At 70.9% G+C, this 17,906-nt stretch carries 17 protein-coding genes and 4 tRNA genes; 9 read left to right on the top strand and 12 right to left on the bottom strand.

The features are described from left to right. From BLU84_RS04255 to BLU84_RS04200, 12 genes are all read right to left on the bottom strand, one after another. On the bottom strand, positions 1 to 506 hold a 506-nt coding region (locus BLU84_RS04255; RefSeq protein WP_139174620.1), incomplete at its 3' end, for a GTP-binding protein. A 72-nt stretch (positions 507 to 578) separates the two neighbouring features. Then, positions 579 to 654, bottom strand: a tRNA-Thr gene (locus BLU84_RS04250). Between the two features lie 38 nt (positions 655 to 692). Next, positions 693 to 766 (bottom strand) — tRNA-Gly (locus tag BLU84_RS04245). Positions 767 to 866: 100 nt separating this feature from the next. Then, positions 867 to 952 (bottom strand) — tRNA-Tyr (locus BLU84_RS04240). A 125-nt stretch (positions 953 to 1,077) separates the two neighbouring features. Then, positions 1,078 to 2,169, bottom strand: coding sequence for a redox-regulated ATPase YchF (ychF, locus tag BLU84_RS04235; RefSeq protein WP_074863178.1), 1,092 nt, complete (start codon positions 2,167 to 2,169; stop codon positions 1,078 to 1,080). Between the two features lie 168 nt (positions 2,170 to 2,337). Then, entirely contained in the window at positions 2,338 to 2,916 is a 579-nt protein-coding gene (pth, locus tag BLU84_RS04230; RefSeq protein WP_074863176.1) for an aminoacyl-tRNA hydrolase, read from the bottom strand. A gap of 59 nt (positions 2,917 to 2,975) precedes the next feature. Then, positions 2,976 to 3,635, bottom strand: a complete 660-nt coding sequence (locus BLU84_RS04225) for a 50S ribosomal protein L25/general stress protein Ctc (RefSeq protein ID WP_074863174.1) — start codon at positions 3,633 to 3,635, stop codon at positions 2,976 to 2,978. A gap of 94 nt (positions 3,636 to 3,729) precedes the next feature. Next, entirely contained in the window at positions 3,730 to 4,689 is a 960-nt protein-coding gene (locus tag BLU84_RS04220; RefSeq protein ID WP_074863171.1) for a ribose-phosphate diphosphokinase, read from the bottom strand. Between the two features lie 105 nt (positions 4,690 to 4,794). Beyond that, positions 4,795 to 4,871 (bottom strand) — tRNA-Gln (locus BLU84_RS04215). 64 nt (positions 4,872 to 4,935) lie between these two features. Then, entirely contained in the window at positions 4,936 to 5,838 is a 903-nt protein-coding gene (gene ispE / locus BLU84_RS04210) for a 4-(cytidine 5'-diphospho)-2-C-methyl-D-erythritol kinase (protein WP_074863170.1), read from the bottom strand. Between the two features lie 31 nt (positions 5,839 to 5,869). Then, positions 5,870 to 6,550 carry a lipoprotein insertase outer membrane protein LolB gene (gene lolB / locus BLU84_RS04205; protein WP_233431056.1) on the bottom strand — a complete coding sequence of 227 codons (681 nt, stop codon included), beginning with the start codon at positions 6,548 to 6,550 and terminating at the stop codon, positions 5,870 to 5,872. Then, positions 6,547 to 8,259 (bottom strand): tetratricopeptide repeat protein, encoded by a 1,713-nt coding sequence (locus tag BLU84_RS04200; protein ID WP_139174650.1) that lies wholly within the window; start codon positions 8,257 to 8,259, stop codon positions 6,547 to 6,549. Before BLU84_RS04200 ends, lolB begins: the two co-directional genes overlap by 4 nt. 281 nt (positions 8,260 to 8,540) lie before the next feature. Here BLU84_RS04200 and hemA point away from each other — a divergent pair, with 281 nt between their 5' ends. From hemA to ppk2, 9 genes are all read left to right on the top strand, one after another. Next, positions 8,541 to 9,866: a glutamyl-tRNA reductase gene (gene hemA / locus BLU84_RS04195; protein ID WP_074863168.1), complete on the top strand. Its 1,326-nt coding sequence runs from the start codon at positions 8,541 to 8,543 to the stop codon at positions 9,864 to 9,866. A 63-nt stretch (positions 9,867 to 9,929) separates the two neighbouring features. Further along, positions 9,930 to 11,012: a peptide chain release factor 1 gene (gene prfA / locus BLU84_RS04190; RefSeq protein WP_074863166.1), complete on the top strand. Its 1,083-nt coding sequence runs from the start codon at positions 9,930 to 9,932 to the stop codon at positions 11,010 to 11,012. Between the two features lie 331 nt (positions 11,013 to 11,343). After that, positions 11,344 to 11,823, top strand: coding sequence for a GNAT family N-acetyltransferase (locus BLU84_RS04185; RefSeq protein WP_074863165.1), 480 nt, complete (start codon positions 11,344 to 11,346; stop codon positions 11,821 to 11,823). 19 nt (positions 11,824 to 11,842) lie between these two features. Further along, positions 11,843 to 13,570, top strand: a complete 1,728-nt coding sequence (locus tag BLU84_RS04180; RefSeq protein ID WP_074863163.1) for an O-linked N-acetylglucosamine transferase, SPINDLY family protein — start codon at positions 11,843 to 11,845, stop codon at positions 13,568 to 13,570. Positions 13,571 to 13,814: 244 nt separating this feature from the next. Next, positions 13,815 to 14,360 (top strand): biliverdin-producing heme oxygenase, encoded by a 546-nt coding sequence (locus BLU84_RS26105; RefSeq protein WP_139174618.1) that lies wholly within the window; start codon positions 13,815 to 13,817, stop codon positions 14,358 to 14,360. Beyond that, positions 14,357 to 16,060, top strand: a complete 1,704-nt coding sequence (locus BLU84_RS04170; protein ID WP_074863159.1) for a GAF domain-containing protein — start codon at positions 14,357 to 14,359, stop codon at positions 16,058 to 16,060. Before BLU84_RS26105 ends, BLU84_RS04170 begins: the two co-directional genes overlap by 4 nt. A gap of 126 nt (positions 16,061 to 16,186) precedes the next feature. Then, positions 16,187 to 16,705 carry a molybdenum cofactor biosynthesis protein B gene (gene moaB / locus BLU84_RS04165; RefSeq protein WP_074863156.1) on the top strand — a complete coding sequence of 173 codons (519 nt, stop codon included), beginning with the start codon at positions 16,187 to 16,189 and terminating at the stop codon, positions 16,703 to 16,705. A gap of 5 nt (positions 16,706 to 16,710) precedes the next feature. Further along, complete coding sequence (locus tag BLU84_RS04160) at positions 16,711 to 17,109, top strand: helix-turn-helix domain-containing protein (protein ID WP_074863349.1); 399 nt, start codon at positions 16,711 to 16,713, stop codon at positions 17,107 to 17,109. Further along, the gene (gene ppk2, locus BLU84_RS04155) at positions 17,106 to 17,891 is read left to right on the top strand and encodes a polyphosphate kinase 2 (protein WP_074863154.1); all 786 of its coding nucleotides are present in this window, start codon (positions 17,106 to 17,108) and stop codon (positions 17,889 to 17,891) included. The genes BLU84_RS04160 and ppk2 overlap by 4 nt, the downstream gene beginning before the upstream one ends. Positions 17,892 to 17,906 lie beyond the last annotated feature (15 nt).

Genomic DNA, 17,906 nt, shown 5'->3' with positions numbered 1-17,906 from the left:
GGGGTGTCGTCGCCCGGGAACTCGTACTTCGACAGCAGCTCGCGCACTTCCATCTCGACCAGCTCGAGCAGCTCGGCGTCGTCCACCATGTCGGCCTTGTTCAGGAACACGACGATGTACGGCACGCCGACCTGACGCGACAGCAGGATGTGTTCGCGCGTCTGCGGCATCGGGCCGTCAGCGGCCGAGCACACCAGGATCGCGCCGTCCATCTGCGCCGCACCCGTGATCATGTTCTTCACGTAGTCGGCGTGGCCCGGGCAGTCCACGTGGGCGTAGTGACGGTTCGGGCTTTCGTATTCGACGTGAGCGGTCGAAATCGTGATGCCGCGAGCCTTCTCTTCCGGCGCCGCGTCGATCGCGTCGTACGCCTTGAATTCGCCACCGAAACGCTCGGCGCCGACCTTGGTCAGAGCGGCCGTCAGCGTGGTCTTGCCGTGGTCGACGTGACCGATCGTGCCGACGTTCACGTGCGGCTTGGTGCGCTCGAACTTACCCTTGGCCATGGCTATCGCTTCTCGTGTTTGGTCTGTGTGTCGCGTTGGCTGTTGGTAAAGCAGCCGGGTGTCGCTTGAAGATGGTGCTCACGAAAGGAATCGAACCTTCGACCTCCTCCTTACCAAGGAGGTGCTCTACCGACTGAGCTACGTGAGCGAAACTTGGTACCGACGGGCTGTGCGACTTTCGTTCAATGGAGCGGGAGACGGGAATCGAACCCGCGCAATCAGCTTGGAAGGCTGAAGTTCTACCATTGAACTACTCCCGCGCCGCGTGCAGCCAATACAGCGTTGGAACTTGGAGCTTTGAAACTTTACCGCTTTGCCTGAGCGCCGTATCGATGAAGCTGATCGTCGCACCGGCCAACCTGGTGGAGGGAGGTGGATTCGAACCACCGAAGGCGTAAGCCAGCAGATTTACAGTCTGCCCCCGTTGGCCGCTTGGGTATCCCTCCGAAGAGCCCGTAATTTTGAAGTGCGATCTTCAGCTTGTCAACGCACTTTCACGAAATCTTTCGGGATTTTTTTCGCCCCCGCCGCCGGCGCTTGCGGCTGTCGACCGCGGGGGCGCGTAGTCTACTCAAACATTGAACCGGAAGTGCAAGACATCGCCTTCCTGCACGCGATATTCCTTGCCTTCCAGGCGCAGCCGGCCGGCGTCGCGGGCGCCGGACTCGCCCTTGTACTTGATGAAATCGTCGTAGGCGATGGTTTCGGCGCGGATGAAGCCCTTCTCGAAGTCGGTGTGGATCACCGCGGCGGCCTGCGGCGCGGTCGAGCCGGCCTTGACCGTCCAGGCGCGCACTTCCTTCACACCCGCGGTGAAGTAGGTCTGCAGGCCCAGCAGGGCGTAGCCGGCGCGGATCAGCCGGTTCAGGCCCGGCTCGGCCAGGCCCAGGTCGGCCAGGAAGGTGTCGCGGTCGGCGTCGTCGAGCTGGCTGAGCTCTTCCTCGATGGCGGCCGAGACCGGCACCACCTGGGCGCCCTCGGCCACGGCGCGGGCGCGCACGGCGTCGAGGTGCGGATTGTTCTCGAAGCCGTCCTCGAGCACGTTGGCCACGTACATGACCGGCTTGAGGGTCAGCAGGAACAGGTCGCGCAAGGCGGCCTTGTCGTCGTCCGACAGGTCCAGCGCGCGCGCCGGCTTGCCGGCGTCCAGGCCGGTGCGGACGCGGCCGAGGATTTCCTTGCGCACCACCGCTTCCTTGTCGCCGGTCTTGGCCGAGCGCTCGGCGCGCTGCAGGGCCTTCTCGACGCTTTCCAGGTCGGCCAGGGCCAGCTCGGTGTCGATGGTCTCGATGTCGGCGATCGGATCGACCTTGTTGTTGACGTGGATCACGTCCGGGTGCTCGAAGCAGCGCACCACGTGGGTGATCGCGTCGACCTCGCGGATATGCGCCAGGAACTTGTTGCCCAGCCCCTGCCCGCTGGCCGCGCCGGCGACCAGACCGGCGATGTCGACGAACTCGACCGCGGTCGGGATCAGCTTCTGCGGCTTGACGATCTCGGCCAGCGCGTTGAGGCGCGGGTCCGGCACCGGCACCGCGCCGACGTTGGGCTCGATCGTGCAGAACGGGAAGTTGGCCGCGGCGATGCCCGCCTTGGTCAGCGCGTTGAACAGGGTCGACTTGCCGACGTTAGGCAGGCCGACGATGCCGCATTTGATGCCCATGGGTGCTGAGTCCGGAAATGGAAAATGGCGAACGGGGAATGGGAGCCGCGCGCCGAACCGCGCGTGTCGCTGCGAGCGTGCAGCTCCCGGCAAAGAATCTTTCGGGCGAGGACGGGAATCGCGCAGCGGCGAACTTGCGTTCCCCGCGCCCTCTTCCCCGTTCCCGCTTCACTTCGCGGTATGCAACCGCGTCATCGCGTCCATGAAATTGCCCTGCACCGCCAGCGGCATCGCGTCGATGGCCTCGTCGATGGCGCGCAGGATCGTGGCCTCGTCGTCCTTGCCGGGACGGCCGAGCACCCACGGGGTGACTTTGTCCTTGTGGCCGGGGTGGCCGATGCCCAGGCGCAGGCGGTGGAACTTGCCGTGGCCGAGCAGTTGGATGGTGTCGCGCAGGCCATTCTGGCCGCCGTGGCCGCCGTCGAACTTGAGCCGGGCGGTGCCGGGCGCGAGGTCGAGCTCGTCGTGCGCCAGCAGCGCTTCCTCGGGCTCGATCTTCCAGTAGCGCAGCGCGGCGGCGACCGACTTGCCGGAGAGGTTCATGAAGGTGGCCGGCTTGAGCAGCCACACCGGCTTGCCGGCGATCTCGATCTTCGAGGTTTCGCCGAACAGCTTGGATTCCAGGCCGAAGCGGCCGCCGAACTTCTCGTTCAAGGCGTCCACAAACCAGAACCCGGCGTTGTGCCGGGTCCGGGTGTATTCGGCGCCGGGGTTGCCCAGGCCGACGATCAGGCGCAATCCCGCCATGACTCAGGACAGTCCGCAAACGCGGACCGGCGCGCCGGCTACGGCGCGCCGGCCGGCGATCACTTCTTGTCTTCGTCCTTCTTGGAGACCTTGGCGGCCGGCACGTCCGCGGCCGGCGCGTCTTCGGTCGGCTCGGCCTCTTCCTTGCCGTGCTTGGCGATCACGATGGCGACATCGTGTTCCTTGCCCAGCTTCAGCTCGGGAATCTCGACGCCCTTGGGCAGCTTGAGGTCCGACAGGTGGACGATGTCGCCGACCTTCAGGTCCGACAGGTCGATCTCGATGAACTCCGGCAGGTCCTTCGGCAGGCAGGACACTTCGACTTCGTTGAGCTCGTGGGTGACCACGACGTCGGCGGACTTGCCGGCCGGCGACTTGTCTTCGTTGAGGAAGTGCAGCGGCACCGACACGCGCAGCGCCTGGTTGGCGTCAACGCGCTGGAAGTCCAGGTGCATGATGATCTGCTTGAACGGGTGGCGCTGCATGTCGCGCAGCAGGACCTGCTCGACCTTGCCGTCGACGTCCAGGCTCAGGATCGAGGAGTAGAACCACTCGTGCTGGCTGGCCAGCCAGATCTTCTCGTGCTCGAGCTGGATCGGCTGCGGAGCGGCGCTGCCGCCGTAGATGATGGCCGGGATGCTGGCGGCATGACGAAGGCGGCGGCTCGCACCCTTCCCCTCGACCTTGCGGCCAGTGGCCTTGATGGTGTGTTCGGACATTTGCGTGTACTCGATGGTTACAGCGTTGGAACCGCCTCGCGGCGGTGGGGAAGCTCATCCGCGACCAGATGAGCCTTGAAACGAATTCTTTCGATCAATCGACGTAGAGCGAGCTCACCGATTCGCCGAAGGCGATGCGGCGGATCGTCTCGGCCAGCAGTTCCGCCACGCTGAGCTGGCGGATGCGGCCGGTGGCCCGGGCCGCAGCGGTGAGCGGGATGGTGTCGGTCACCACCAGCTCGTCGAGCTGCGAACGGGTCACGTTGTCGATGGCCGCGCCCGACAGCACCGGGTGGGTGCAATAGGCCACGACCTTCTGCGCGCCCTGCGCCTTGAGCGCCGCCGCGGCGGCGCACAGGGTGCCGGCGGTGTCGACGATGTCGTCGACCAGCACGCAGGTCTTGCCCGACACGTCGCCGATGATGTTCATCACCGTGGCGACGTTGGCGCGCGGGCGGCGCTTGTCGATGATCGCCAGGTCCGCGTCGTCCAGGCGCTTGGCGATCGCTCGCGCGCGCACCACGCCGCCGACGTCCGGGGACACCACGATCAGGTTGTCGGTGCCGTGCGCGCGCCAGATGTCGGCGAGCAGCAGCGGCGAGGCGTAGACGTTGTCGACCGGGATGTCGAAGAAGCCCTGGATCTGATCCGCATGCAGATCGACCGTGAGCACCCGGTCGGCGCCGACCGCGCCGAACATCTTGGCCGCGACCTTGGCGGTGATCGGCACGCGCGAGGAGCGCGGGCGGCGGTCCTGGCGGGCGTAGCCGAAGTACGGCACCACCGCGGTCACGTTGGCCACCGATGCGCGCTTGAGCGCGTCGATCAGGACCAGCAGTTCCATGAAGTTCTCGGCCGTCGGCGCGTTCGTCGGCTGAATGACGAACACCTCCTGGCGGCGCACGTTCTCTTCGATCTCGACCTGCACTTCCCCGTCGGAGAAGCGGCCGACGAGGGCCTTGCCGAGCCGGATGCCCAGCTCCTTGCACACGGCCTCGGCCAGCGGACGGTTGGCGTTGCCGCTGAAAACCAGCAGGTTGCGATCGTTTTGCACTGTCTTGGGACCGGGATTCGGGATTTGGGATTCGCGATTCGTAGCGGCGGCTGCGATGTACTGCCTTTTACGAATCGCGAATCCCAAATCTCCAATCCCTCGTTGTGGCAGGGGCGGTAGGATTCGAACCTACGAATGCCGGGATCAAAACCCGGTGCCTTGGGCCACTTGGCGACGCCCCTGCGGAAACCTGGATAGAACGCGAGATACCACTTGATTTGCTGCGCGACGGGAGGAGCCGCTGGCTCAACCGCGCCGGTTGGTTTCGAGCGCGGCATGCAGCGGCGAGCGCCCTGCCCCGGCCGCCGTCCAGGCGCGCAGGCCCGGCGGCAGTTCCGCCAGCGCGGCCTCGGCGGATTCGCGCGTGGCGAACTCGACGAAACACCCGCTGCCGGACCCGGTCAGGCGTGGCGATCCGATCCGCGCCAGAGCGGCGAAGGCGGCCTCGACGGCCCCCTCGCGCTGGCGCAGCACCGGCTCGAACGCATTCCCGAGCGGTCTACCCGAAACGAAGTCCGACATTGTCGCGGGCGCGGCATCCCGCGTCAATTCAGCGGATTGAAAAAGCGCCGCGGTCGGGGCGTGGACGCCGGGGTCGGCCAGCACGTACCAGGCCGGCGGCAGGTCGATCGGGCGCAGTTGCTCGCCCACGCCTTCGGCCCAGGCATTGTCGCCGCGCACGAACACCGGCACATCGGCGCCCAGGCCCAGGCCCAGCCGGGCCAGGGTGTCCACGCCCAGATCGGTGCCCCACAGCGCATCCAGGGCGACCAGAACGGTCGCGGCATCGGACGAGCCGCCGCCGAAGCCGCCGCCGGCCGGAATGCGCTTTTCGATGACAATGTCCGCACCTTGACTGCAATTCGACGCCTTTTGCAGCGCCAGCGCGGCCCGCACCGTGAGATCGTCGGCCTCGGCCACGCCGGCCACCGATCCGCCGTGGCGGACGATGCGGCCGTCGGCGCGCGGCCGCAGGCGGATGGTGTCGCCCCAGTCGAGCAGACGGAACACGGTCTGCAGCAGGTGGTAGCCGTCGGCGCGGCGGCCGACGATGCGCAGGAACAGATTCAGCTTGGCCGGGGCGGGCCAGGCCGACCAGGCGGGGTCGCCGATGGAATCGTGGGCCGAATCGGTGGAATCGAAGGACATCGGAAGCGCCGGGAACGTTCTGGGTTGCGATTCAGGGAGCCGCGGCCGCCCCGCCCTGCCACTGATCCACGATCAGCCGCACCCGCGCCGAATCGCGGCGCGCGTCCAGGCGCGCGGGCAGGTCGCCGCTGGCGGGCCATTCGTAGGCGATGGTCCAGCCGCCCTGGGCGATGGACTGCGGGCGCCCGTCGGCGCCGGGGACGATGCGCGCGTCGGCGCCGTCGCCGGCCGGCAGGCCGCGCAGCCACTGACCGAGCGCAGCCACCGGGATGTCCCAGCCGGTGGCCTGGAACAGCACTTCGGCGGCGTCCGCGCCCTCGCGCGGGCCGCCGTCCAGGCCGTCCAGGCGGGCGCCGTCGGGGCCGCCGCTCAGGCGCCAGCTCTGGCGGGTGACCGGCGCGCTCAGCGCGACTTCGTAGGCGCCGCCGCGCTGGTTCCATTCGATCCGGCCGCTACCGCCCTTGCCGGCGGTGGATACGGCGATGCGGCCGGTCAGCGACCAATCGGCGGTGGCGCGCACGCGCGCGGCGCGCGCGGCTTCGCGTTCGGCGGCATCGGCGGCCGGCACGACCTGCCCCGCCGGCGCGCCGGGACGCACGCCGGCGCCGGCGCACGCCGTCAACAGCGCGCCCAGCAACAGCGCCGCGCCGATGCGGGCGGGCGCAGCCAGCCTCGCGCCGGCAGCGGCTCGACCGAGGTCCGCCGCGCTCACAGCCCGTACTTCTTCAGCGCCCGCAGCAGCGAGCGGTTCTCGGCATCGATCTTGCGGCCCTGCTCGAAATACTTGCGCGCCTCGTCGCGGCGGCCGGTCTCCCACAGCAGCTCGCCCAGGTGCGCGGCGATTTCGGCGTCCTTGAGCATGGTCATGGCGCGGCGCAGTTCGACCTCGGCCTCCTTGACCCGGCCCAGGCGGTAGAGCACCCAGCCGTAGCTGTCGACGATGGCGCCGTTGTCCGGCTCGGCGGTGCGCGCGCGCTCGATCAGCTCCAGCGCTTCCTGATAGCGCGTGGTGCGGTCGGCCAGGGTGTAGCCGAGCGCGTTGAGCGCGGCCACGCTGTCGGGCTCGGCCACCAGGATGCGGCGGAAATCCGCTTCGGCGCGGGCGATGTCGTCCCGGCGCTCCCAGCTCAGGGCGCGCGCGTAGAGGATTTCCGGCTCGTCCGGGAACGCGGCCAAGCCGCGGGCGAAGGCCTCGTTCTCGCCGGCGACGCTCTTGTCTTCGGCGCGCAGGTTCGCTTCCAGGATGTAGGCGTCGCGGCGGGTGTCGTCCTCGGCCGAGGCGTCGGACTGGATCGCGCGCAACGCGGCGAAGGCTTCGTCGGCGCGCTTGAGCTTGTGCAACACGTTGGCCGCGCGCAGCCGCGCGATCTCGCGCTGCGGGCCGCCGGGCACGCCCTGGTACCAGTTCAGCGCCTCGTCGAAGCGCTCCAGATACTCGGCCAGCTGGCCCAGCAGCAGGCGCCGGGCCGGATCGGGCTTGGCCGCGCTGGCGCGCAGTTCGTCGTAGAGCGCGGTCAGGGTCGGCTTGTCGTCGGCGCGGGCCAGGAACGAGGCGCGCAAGGCGTAGGTCTGGTCGTCCTGCGGGCCGCGCGCGAGCACTTCGGCGACCTTCTGGAAATCGTTGAGGCCTTCGTACTGCTCGGCGATCAGCGCGCGCAGGCCGTTGTCGCTGTCGGCCAGCGGCACCAGGCTGGCGAGCAGTTGCGCGGCTTCTTCGCTCTTGCCGTCGTCGCGCAACTGGGTGACGCGCAGCAGGCCGACCCGCGGCTCGCCGGGGAAGCGCCGCACCACCTCATCGATGATGCGTTCGGTCAGCTTGGGCTGGTCCAGCCGCTGCGACAGGCCGCCGAAGGCGACCCAGGCCATCAGGTTGCGCGGCGGCAGGCGGCCGCCGTCGACCAGTTTCTCGACCATCCGCGCGGTCTGCTTGGGATCCTTGGAGCCGGCGGTGAGCACGCCCAGCGCCTGGCGCCAGCCGGTGTCGGGCGCGGCGGTCATCAGCGCGACCAGTTGCCGCAGCGCGGCGCGTTCGTCGCCGCGGCGCAGCGACAAGGTCGCCTCAGCCGCGGCGAACACCGGGCCCTGGCCGCCGAGCTTGCGCCACAGCGCCAGCGACTCGGTCGCGGCGGCATCGTCGCGCGCGACCAAGGCGATGCTGGTGGCGCGCTCGGCAAGCACCTTGTCGCTGGCGGCGCGCGCGGCCTTGAGATAAGCCGCGGAGGCCTCGTTGAGCTTGCCCGACTGCAGCGCGAATTCGCCGACCAGCAGCGGTTCCAGCGAGGCGCCGGTGGGATCCTTGGCGGCGCCGGCCTGGATCGCGGCGCGGGTCGCGGCGAGGGCGGCGGCGCTGGGCTCGGCGACCGTACCGGCGGCCGGCGCCGGGGCGGTGGCGCCGGCCAGAGCGCTCCAGCCGCCGGCCATCAGCAGCAGCGCGGCGGCCAGGGGCGCGCGGCGGCCGCGGACGGGGCGGCGGGCGCGCTGGGTGTTGTCTTCGGGGCTGTCTATTGGACCGATCGAGAAAATCGAATCGTAAGAAGACACGGGGGGACCAGTGGGCCGGTAGAATGGCGGCCTTCAGCAGCCCGCAGCTTATCGCAAGCGCCTGAACCGATGTCCCGCCTCCGCCGCCATCCGATGGAACTTCCCCGCCGCTGCGGGACGGCTGCGCGCGCAGGCGATCGGGTAGCGCGACGCCCGCCTCCATGAGCCTGTACGTCCTCGGCCTCAACCACCAGACCGCGCCGGTCAGCCTGCGCGAACGGGTGGCGTTCGCCGGCGATACGGTGCCGGCGGCGCTGGCCGCGCTGCGCGCGCTGGCGCCGGTGCGCGAGGTCGCGCTGCTGTCGACCTGCAACCGCACCGAGATCTACGCGGTGGCCGACGACGACGGCCGCGCCCTGGCCGAGTGGCTGGCCACCCATCCCGACGATGCCGGCGACCTGCACGGTTATCTGTACCGCCATCGCGACGCCGAGGCGGTGCGGCACCTGTTCCGGGTCGCCACCGGCCTGGATTCGCTGGTGCTCGGCGAGCCGCAGATCCTGGGCCAGGTGAAAGACGCCTGGGCCGCCGCGCGCGGCGCCGGCACCCTGGGCAGCCAGCTCGACCGGCTGTTCCAGCAGGCCTTCTCCACCGCCAAGCGCGCGCGCACCGACACCCGCATCGGCGCCAATCCGGTGTCGGTGGCCTCGGCCGCGGTGCGGCTGGCGCAGGAATCCTTCGCCCGGCTGGAAGACTCCAGCGTGCTGCTGGTCGGCGCCGGCGAGACGGTCGAACTGGCCGCGCGCCATCTGGTGCAGGCGAAAGCCAAGCGTCTGCTGATCGCCAACCGCACCCTCGCCCACGCCCAGGACCTGGCCACCCGCCACGGCGGCGTGGCGCTGCCGCTGAGCGAGATCGACCGCCACCTGGCCGAGGCCGACATCGTGCTCAGCGCCACCGCCAGCCGCGAACCGATCCTGCGCAAGCCGCAGGTGGCCGCGGCGCTGGCCGCGCGCAAGCACCGGCCGATGCTGCTGCTGGACCTGGCCGTGCCGCGCGACATCGCCGCCGACGTGGCCGAGCTGAAGGACGTATTCCTGTACACCGTGGACGATCTGGAACGCGCCATCGAAGACAACCGCCGCAGCCGCCGCGAGGCCGCGACCGAGGCCGAGGCCATCGTCGAGCTGCAGGTGGCGCGCTTCGTCGAGACCCTGGCCGCGAGTACCCGCACCGCGCCGATCAAGCGCCTGCGCGACCACGGCGAGGCCGCGCGCGAGGAAGTGCTGGCCAAGGCCCAGGCCCAGCTCGCCGCCGGCCAGGATCCGGGCGAAGTGCTCAACTTCCTCGCCCACACCCTGACCAACCGCCTGCTGCACGCGCCGACGATCGCCCTGCGCGAAGCGGCGCTGACCGGCAATCCGGAACTGGCGCGGGCCGCGGACAAGCTGTTCCCCGCCGCCAGCGGCGGGTCGGCAGTGGGCAATCGCGAATCGGGAACGGAGCGAAGCGAAGCGGCCGACGCCGAATCGCTGCAAGACCGTTAGCGCGGCCAGCCGCCGCGTTTTCGCCGTCTGCGCTTGCCCTCTCCTATTCGCTCTGCCGACTCAATGACCCCCACCCTGCGCCGCAAACTCGAAGCCCTGGCCGAACGCCGCGAAGAACTCGAACGCCTGCTCGCCGATCCCGGCGTGATCGGCGACAACGAGCGTTTCCGCAAGTGCTCGCGCGAGTTCGCCCAGCTCGAACCGGTGGCGCTGGCGCTGGCCGCCGAGGCGCAGGCCAAGGCCGACCTGGCCGCGGCCGAGGCGATGCGCGCCGATGCGGAGCTGCGCGAGCTGGCCGACGAGGAGATCGCCAGCGCGCACGAGCGCCTGCAGCGGCTCGACGTCGAGCTGATGGCGCACCTGATCCCGAAAGACCCGCGCGACGACGGCGACCTGTACCTGGAAGTGCGCGCCGGCACCGGCGGCGACGAGGCGGCGATCTTCGCCGGCGACCTGTTCCGCATGTATTCGCGCTATGCCGAGCGGCAGGGCTGGAAGGTCGAGATCGAATCGTCCAATCCCGGCGAGCACGGCGGCTTCAAGGAAATCATCGCCCGGGTCGAAGGCCGCGGCGCGTATTCGCGGCTCAAGTTCGAATCCGGCACCCACCGCGTGCAGCGCGTGCCGGAGACCGAATCGCAGGGCCGCATCCACACCTCGGCAGCGACCGTGGCGATCATCGCGGTGGAGCCGGAAGGCGAGCCGATCGAGATCAACCCGGCCGACCTGAAGGTCGACACCTTCCGCTCCTCCGGCGCCGGCGGCCAGCACGTCAACAAGACCGAATCGGCGATCCGCATCACCCATATCCCCAGCGGCGTGGTGGTGGAAAACCAGACCGAGCGCAGCCAGCACGCCAACCGCGACAAGGCGCTCAAGCGCCTGCAGGCGATGCTGGCCGACGCCGCCGCGGCCAAGGCCGCCGCCGCGCAGGCGCAGGACCGGCGCCTGCAGGTCGGCAGCGGCGACCGCAGCCAGCGCATCCGCACCTACAACTTCCCGCAGGGCCGCATCACCGACCACCGGGTCGAAGGGCTGACCCTGTACGACCTGCCGAACGTGATCGCCGGCGACCTCGACGCCCTGATCGGGCGTCTGGTGCACGAACACCAGGCCGACGAACTGGCGCGTTTGTCCGCGGGCTGATATCTGCCGGCTGACGCCGCCGCTGTTTGCCCGCGCCAACGCAACTACGACGCGGGGTTCCACGCACGGACTCGCCCGCCGTCCGACACTGCCGCGATTTCCCCCTGCAGGAGCGGCGCGAGCCGCGACCGCGACAACGCAGCTGCGGCGCAAGTTTCGGCGTAGTTGCGCTGTCGCGGTCGCGGCTCGCGCCGCTCCTACAGGTAGATCGCCTGCATTCGGCGCGAACTGGGGGACTGCGCGCACCCCGCCGCGATCGGCCGTCGCCGGTCATGACGCTGCCCCCGACCTGCGGCCATAATCGGCCCTCCCCCGCTGCGCCGACGTCCGCATGAGCCTCGCCATCCGCCGCGCCCGTTCCGCCGACCTCGACCTGGTCGCGCCGTTGTTCGACCGCTACCGGCATTTCTATACCCAGCGCGACGACGCCGCGGTCTCGCGCGCCTTCATCGGCGAACGCCTGCAGCGCGGCGATTCGGTGCTGCTGCTGGCCGCGCTCGACGATGCCGCGGCCGCGGGCTTCGTCCAGCTCTATCCGACCTTCTCTTCGGTGCGCGCGGCGCGGGTGTGGGTGCTCAACGACTTGTTCGTCGAGCCCGGCGCGCGCCGCCGCGGCGTCGCCCGCGCCCTGCTCGAGGCCGCCGCCGAGTTCGCCCGCACTGATGGCGCCGCGCGCCTGGAGCTGGAAACCAACCACGACAACGCCCAGGCCCAGGCGCTGTACGACGCCGCCGGCTGGCAGCGCTTCGACGGCACCCAGCGCTATCACTTATCGCTGGCGCAAGCCGGCCTGCCGCCGGCGCAAGCCTGAGCGCCGCGAGCCCCGCGCCATGACCGATCCGCGCGCCGCCCTGCGCCAGTCCCTGCGCGCCAATCCCAGCGATGCGATGGGCTGGGTGATGCTGGCCGAACACGAGCTCGACGCCGGCGACGCCGCCTCGGGCGAACTCGCCGCCCGGCGCGCGCTGGAACTGCGCCCAGGCCATCCCGAAGCGCTGGCGCGGCTGGGCCGCGCGCAGTGGATGCAGGGCCGCCGCGACGAAGCCGTACAGAGCCTGCGCGCGGCGACCCGCGCGGCGCCGCAGCATCCGGGCATGGCGGTGTGGCTGGGCCATGTGCTGGAAGACGTCGGCGACGCCGAGGGCGCGCTGGCCGCCTACGCCCACGCCTACGCGCTGGCGCCGCAGGAACCGCAGCTGGCCGCCTACCTGCTGGCGTGGCGGCGCAAGCTGTGCGATTGGCGCGATCTCGACCGCCTCGCGCGCCAAGTCCGCGACGCGGTCGCGCGCGCACAGGCCTCGGTGGAACCGTTCGCCTTCCTCAGCGAAGACGCCAGCGCCGCCGAACAGCGCCGCTGCGCCGGCCTGCGCGCGTCCGCCATCGCCCGCGCCGTGCCCACGTTGCCGCCGGCGCCGGTCAAGGACGCACAGGCGCCGGTGCGCGCCGGCTTCCTCTCCAACGGCTTCGGCAACCACCCCACCGGCCTGCTGACGGTGGCCTTGTTCGAAGCGCTCAAGCGCCGCGGCGGGCTGGAGGTGCATCTGTTCGCGCTCAACCGCGACGACGGCAGCACGATCCGCCGGCGCCTGCGCGAGGCCGCGCAGCAACTGCACGATGTCGCCCAGCAGCCGCACGCGCGCATCGCCCAGACCATCCGCGGCGCCGGCATCGACGTCTTGTTCGACCTGCGCGGCTGGGGCGGCGGCGGCACCCCGGAAGTGCTGGCGATGCGGCCCGCGCCGGTGCAGGTGAACTGGCTGGCCTATCCGGGCACCAGCGCCGCGCCGTGGATCCATTACGTGCTCGCCGACCGCTTCGTCCTGCCCGAGCCGATGGCCGAGCACTTCAGCGAAACCGTGGCCTGGCTGCCGCGCTGCTTCCAGCCCTCCGACACCGCCCGCGTCGTCGCCGAACCGCCGGACCGCGCCGCCTGCGGCCTGCCCGCGCAGGGCGTGGTGTTCTGCTGCTTCAACAACAGCTACAAGCTCAACCCGCGCAGCCTCGCGCGCGCGCTGGCGGTGCTGCGCGGCGTGCCCGGCAGCGTGCTGTGGCTGCTGTCGGGGCCCGGCAACGCCGACGCGCGCCTGCGCGACGCCGCGGCCGGCCACGGCATCGATCCGGCGCGGCTGGTGTTCATGCGCAAGCAGCCGCACGCCGACTACCTGGCGCGGCTGCGCCATGCCGACCTGTTCCTCGACACCCATCCCTACAACGCCCACACCACCGCCTCCGACGCGCTGTGGGCCGGCTGCCCGGTGCTGACCGCGCCCGGCGCGACCTTCGCCGCGCGCGTAGCCGGCAGCCTCAACCACCACCTCGGCCTGGGCGACATGAACGTCGCCGACGACGCCGCCTTCGTCGCCCGCGCGATCGCGCTGGGCAACGACCCGGCCGCGCTGGCGGCGTTGCGCGCGCAGCTGGCGGCGCGGCGCGCGGACAGCGGCGTGTTCGACATGGACGGCTTCGCCGTCGACTTCGCCGCGATGACCCTGGCGATGGCCCGGCGCCAGCGCAAGGGCGAGGCGCCGACGCCGCTGCAGGGGCCGGCGCGCGTCTGACGCGGCCGCCGTCGTCGCCGGCGCGCCGCTGCGCGCCCGAGGCGGCGCGCTCGAGGCGGTACGTTCGACGCAGCACGATTAACTCCGCGTGGACCGAACGTTCACGTGCGTCGTCGGCGAACGCGGCTACCGTCGCAGCTTCGAACTGAATCGTTCAGACGCCGCGCGCGCACGCTTGCCCGGCCTGACGCGGAGGAACGCAATGCGTAGACTGGCCGCCTTTTCGCCGTTCGCCGAACCGCCCGTGAACACGCTGCATCTCGAATTGCGCACGGCCACCGCACGCCAACATCAAGACCTCGACGCTGCGCTCGCCGGCGCGCTCGACGACCGCCGCGGCTACACCCGCTATCTGCTCGGCATGCTCGCGCTGGTCGAACTGCTGGCGGCGGCGCCACCGGCGGTGGATGCGCGCGCGGCCTGGAGCGAGTGGTTCGATCCGCGCCGCCAGGCGCTGCTGCGCCAGGACCTGCGCGACCTGGGCCTGCTGCCGCTGGCGCACGGACTGGCGCCGCTGCCGGGGTCGAGCTGGATGGGCGCGAACTACGTGCTGGAGGGTTCCACGCTGGGCGCGCGCGTGCTGCTGCGCGCCGCCGAGCGCCTGCGCTTGCGCGAGCCCGGCCTGCCGCTGGCGTTCCTGCAGCATCACGCCCGGCCAAGCGATCGCTGGCCGCGTTTTGTCGACGAATTGCAGACCCTCGAAGGCGGCCTGCGCGCGGACGCCGTGCGCGGCGCGCGGCTGGCCTTCGGTGTGGTCGCCGATGGATTGATCGAAAAGGAGTCTGCGTGACCGATCCGAAGTTGCAGGCCGCCTTCGAGGCCTGCGCGCGCGAACCGATCCATCTCAGCGGCGCGATCCAGCCGCACGGCGCGTTGCTCGCGTTCGCCGCGCGCAGCGGAGCGATCGCCGCGGCCTCCGACAACGCCGCCGAACTGTTCGGCGCCGACGATGCCGTCGCCCTGCTCGGCCAGCCCATCGACGACCTGTTCGACGCGCACGCGCTGGAGCTGATCCGCGCCAGCGCCGCGGCCTCGCGGCCCGGCGAGTTCCCGCGTCTGGCCGGGCTGGTCAACGCCGGCGTGTGGGGCGGGCTGCATCATTTGTCGGTGCACCTGCGCTCGGACTTGATCCACGTCGAACTGGAGCCGGCCGCGCGCGCCGTCGCCGAGCCGCTGGAAGCGCACGCGATGATCGCCGGGCTCGAAGCCCGCACCCAGGCGACGCCGTTCTTCCAGGCCGTGGCCGAGCAGGTGCGCGCGCTCACCGGTTACGACCGGGTCATGGTCTATGCGTTCCGCCACGACCACTCCGGCGAAGTCGTGGCGCAGTCGCTGGGCGGCGAACTCAGTTCCTATCTGGGCCTGCGCTTTCCCGCTTCCGACATCCCGCCGCAGGCGCGCGCGCTGTACCTGGCCAACCGGGTGCGGGTGATTCCCGACGCCGGCTACGCGCCGGTGCCGGTGCGCACCGCGGCGCAGGCGGCGCCGCTGGACATGAGCTTCGACGTGTTGCGCAGCGTCTCGCCGATCCATCTGGAATACCTGCGCAACATGGGCGTGTGCGCGTCGATGTCGATCTCGCTGATCGTCGACGGCCGCCTGTGGGGGCTGATCGCCTGCCACCATCCGCAGCCGCGCGCGGTCGGGCCGCGCGAGCGCATCGCCGCCGACGTGTTCGGCCGCTATGTGTCGCTGCTGCTGAGCACGCGCAACCTCAAGCAGATCGCCGCGGCCGAAGCCGCCGCGCGCCTGCACCGCGACCGCCTGGAACAGGCGCTGGCGCAGGCGTCCTCGCTGTTCGCGGTGCTGCGCGAGCAGCCCGATGCGCTGCTCGGCGCGCTCGCCGCCGACGGCGCGGCGGTGGTCGCCGGCGATGAGGCGGTGCTGGCCGGCGCCGACTTCGACCCGGCGCTGCTGGCGCCGGCCTTGGCCTGGGCGCACACCCACGCGCGCCACGCCGCCGCCGGCACCCACGCGCGCGCGGACTGGAACGCGAGCGGGCGCGGCCCGGCCGGCCTGTTCGCGGCGCCGCTCGACGCCGAAGCCAGCGGCTGGCTGCTGCTGTTGCGCAACGAACAGGTCGAACACGTGCGCTGGGCCGGCTCGCCGGCCGACGCCTACCAGCTCGACGCCGGCCGCCTGACCATCGGCCCGCGCACCAGCTTCGCCGAATGGAACGAAACCGTCTGCGGCACCGCCGAGCCGTGGTCGGAAGAAGTCGCCGAGGGCGCCGAACGCCTGCGCCTGCTGTTGTCGCGCTACCTGCATGCGGACGCGCGCAACCCGGCCGCGCACGACGACGTCGGCGGGCGCCTGGTGCGCCTGGACGCGCACGGCCACCGCCGCCGCCTGCTGCGGCTGGCCAACCTGCTCGACGATGCAGCCGAACATCTGGACCCGGCGCAGCGCGCGCAACTGGACGAGGCGATCGCGCGCATGGAAGCCGCGCTGGCGCTGCCCGCCGGCGCGGACCGCCGCGCCGCCGGCTGAGCGCCCGGCGCGGCGCCGCCGCCTGGGATCGCTGCCTGGGATCGCTGTCGAAAACCGCCGGTACACGCGCACGTCTTCACCGTGCCGCAACCCCGCCCGCGGCCGGTTTGCGCTAGTCTCGGCGGCATGACCGCAGAACGCGATTTCATCCCCCTGAACCTGTGCGTGCTGACCGTTTCCGACAGCCGCACCCTCGCCAACGACAGCTCCGGCGATTACCTGATCCAGTCGCTCACCGACGCCGGCCACCGCCTGGTCGAACGCAAGCTGTTGCCGGACGATCGCTACAAGTTGCGCGCGGCGGTGTCGCAGTGGATCGCCGATGAGGCGGTCGACGGCATCCTGGTCACCGGCGGCACCGGCTTCACCGGCCGCGACTCCACGCCCGAGGCGCTGCTGCCGCTGCTGGACAAGCAAATGCCGGGCTTCGGCGAGCTGTTCCGCGCGCTGAGCTTCGACGAGATCGGCACCTCGACCTTGCAGTCGCGCGCGTTCGCCGGCCTGGCCAACGCCACCTTCCTGTTCTGCCTGCCGGGCTCGACCTCGGCCTGCCGCACCGCCTGGGAAAAGATCGTCAGCGCGCAACTCGACGCGCGCACCCGGCCGTGCAACCTCGCCACTTTGCGTCCCCGCCTCAAGGAGTGATGCGCATGTCGCTGGATACCACCTTGCGCTTGCTGGCCAAGGCCAGCGGCCTGAGCGTGACCGACCTGGCCACCGCGATCCCGCGCGCCGGCGCCAACACCGTCAGCGCCTGGCTGCGCGGCGAGAAGCTGCCCGGCCGCGACCAGCTCGACGCGCTGGCGCGTGCCTTCGGCGTGCCGGCCGGCGCGCTGCTGGCCGAACTGGCCAGCACGCTCGATCCGGCCCGCACCCAGGGCGAGCACGACCTGCTCGCCGCCTACCGCGCGCTCGACACCCGCCAGCAGGGCGCGTTGATCGAAGTCGCCGCGAGCATGGCCGGCACCCGCCGCGCCGCGCCGGCGCGCAGCGCGCGCAAGGCGCCGGCGAAGAAGAAGGCTTCCGCCCGCAAGAAGGCCGCCCCATGAGCAAGCTCAAGCGCAAGGAATACGAGGAACAGCTGGCGCCGTTGCAGCTGGAGCTGGCGGCGATGGCGCGCTGGCTGCAGCACAGCGGCAAGCGCGTGGTGATCCTGTTCGAAGGCCGCGACACCGCCGGCAAGGGCGGCGCGATCGGTTCGATCTCGGAAAACCTCAACCCGCGCCAATGCCACGTCGTGGCCCTGTCCAAGCCCAGCGAACGCGAGGCCGGGCAGTGGTATTTCCAGCGCTACGTACCGCACTTGCCGGCGGCTGGCGAGATCGCCCTGTTCGACCGCAGCTGGTACAACCGCGCCGGCGTCGAGCAAGTGATGGGCTTCGCCAAGCCCGAGCAGGTCAAGGCCTTCCTCAAGCAGGCGCCGGTGTTCGAGAAGCTGCTGACCGACGACGGCATCGTGCTGTTCAAGTACTGGCTGTGCTGCGACCAGGACAAGCAGGAGGAGCGCTTCGCCGAGCGCCTCAACGACCCGCTCAAGCGTTGGAAGCTCTCGCCGATCGACCTGCAGGCGCGCGCCCACTACGACGACTACACCCGCGCCCGCGCAGCGATGCTGGAGGCCACCCACACCAAGCACGCGCCGTGGACGCTGGTGGATTTCAACGACCAGCGCCAGGGCCGGCTGACCCTGATCCGCGACCTGCTCGCGCGCCTGCCCGACACCGACGTGCCGCCGGCCAAGCTCGAGTTCCCGCCGCTCAAGGGCAAGCCGGCGAAGGAGAAATACGGCGCGCTCAAGCCGATCGGCGCGAAGTCGCACAGCAAGGGCTGAAACCAGCGGAGACGC

It is taken from the genome of Lysobacter enzymogenes, from assembly GCF_900106525.1.
In the GTDB taxonomy this organism is placed as follows: domain Bacteria; phylum Pseudomonadota; class Gammaproteobacteria; order Xanthomonadales; family Xanthomonadaceae; genus Lysobacter; species Lysobacter enzymogenes.
The sequence above is the reverse complement of the archived record's forward strand: the minus strand, read 5'-3'. Positions and strand labels throughout refer to the sequence as shown.

What these genes read in the sequence shown, in the direction of transcription:
- pth (WP_074863176.1), bottom strand. Translation starts at nt 2,916, where the DNA reads ATGGCGGGATTGCGCCTGATCGTCGGCCTGGGCAACCCCGGCGCCGAA.
- BLU84_RS04225 (WP_074863174.1), bottom strand. Translation starts at nt 3,635, where the DNA reads ATGTCCGAACACACCATCAAGGCCACTGGCCGCAAGGTCGAGGGGAAG.
- prfA (WP_074863166.1), top strand. Translation starts at nt 9,930, where the DNA reads ATGACCCCCACCCTGCGCCGCAAACTCGAAGCCCTGGCCGAACGCCGC.
- ychF (WP_074863178.1), bottom strand. Translation starts at nt 2,169, where the DNA reads ATGGGCATCAAATGCGGCATCGTCGGCCTGCCTAACGTCGGCAAGTCG.
- BLU84_RS04180 (WP_074863163.1), top strand. Translation starts at nt 11,843, where the DNA reads ATGACCGATCCGCGCGCCGCCCTGCGCCAGTCCCTGCGCGCCAATCCC.
- BLU84_RS04185 (WP_074863165.1), top strand. Translation starts at nt 11,344, where the DNA reads ATGAGCCTCGCCATCCGCCGCGCCCGTTCCGCCGACCTCGACCTGGTC.
- BLU84_RS04160 (WP_074863349.1), top strand. Translation starts at nt 16,711, where the DNA reads ATGTCGCTGGATACCACCTTGCGCTTGCTGGCCAAGGCCAGCGGCCTG.
- ispE (WP_074863170.1), bottom strand. Translation starts at nt 5,838, where the DNA reads ATGTCCTTCGATTCCACCGATTCGGCCCACGATTCCATCGGCGACCCC.
- ppk2 (WP_074863154.1), top strand. Translation starts at nt 17,106, where the DNA reads ATGAGCAAGCTCAAGCGCAAGGAATACGAGGAACAGCTGGCGCCGTTG.
- hemA (WP_074863168.1), top strand. Translation starts at nt 8,541, where the DNA reads ATGAGCCTGTACGTCCTCGGCCTCAACCACCAGACCGCGCCGGTCAGC.
- moaB (WP_074863156.1), top strand. Translation starts at nt 16,187, where the DNA reads ATGACCGCAGAACGCGATTTCATCCCCCTGAACCTGTGCGTGCTGACC.
- BLU84_RS04200 (WP_139174650.1), bottom strand. Translation starts at nt 8,259, where the DNA reads ATGGCCGGCGGCTGGAGCGCTCTGGCCGGCGCCACCGCCCCGGCGCCG.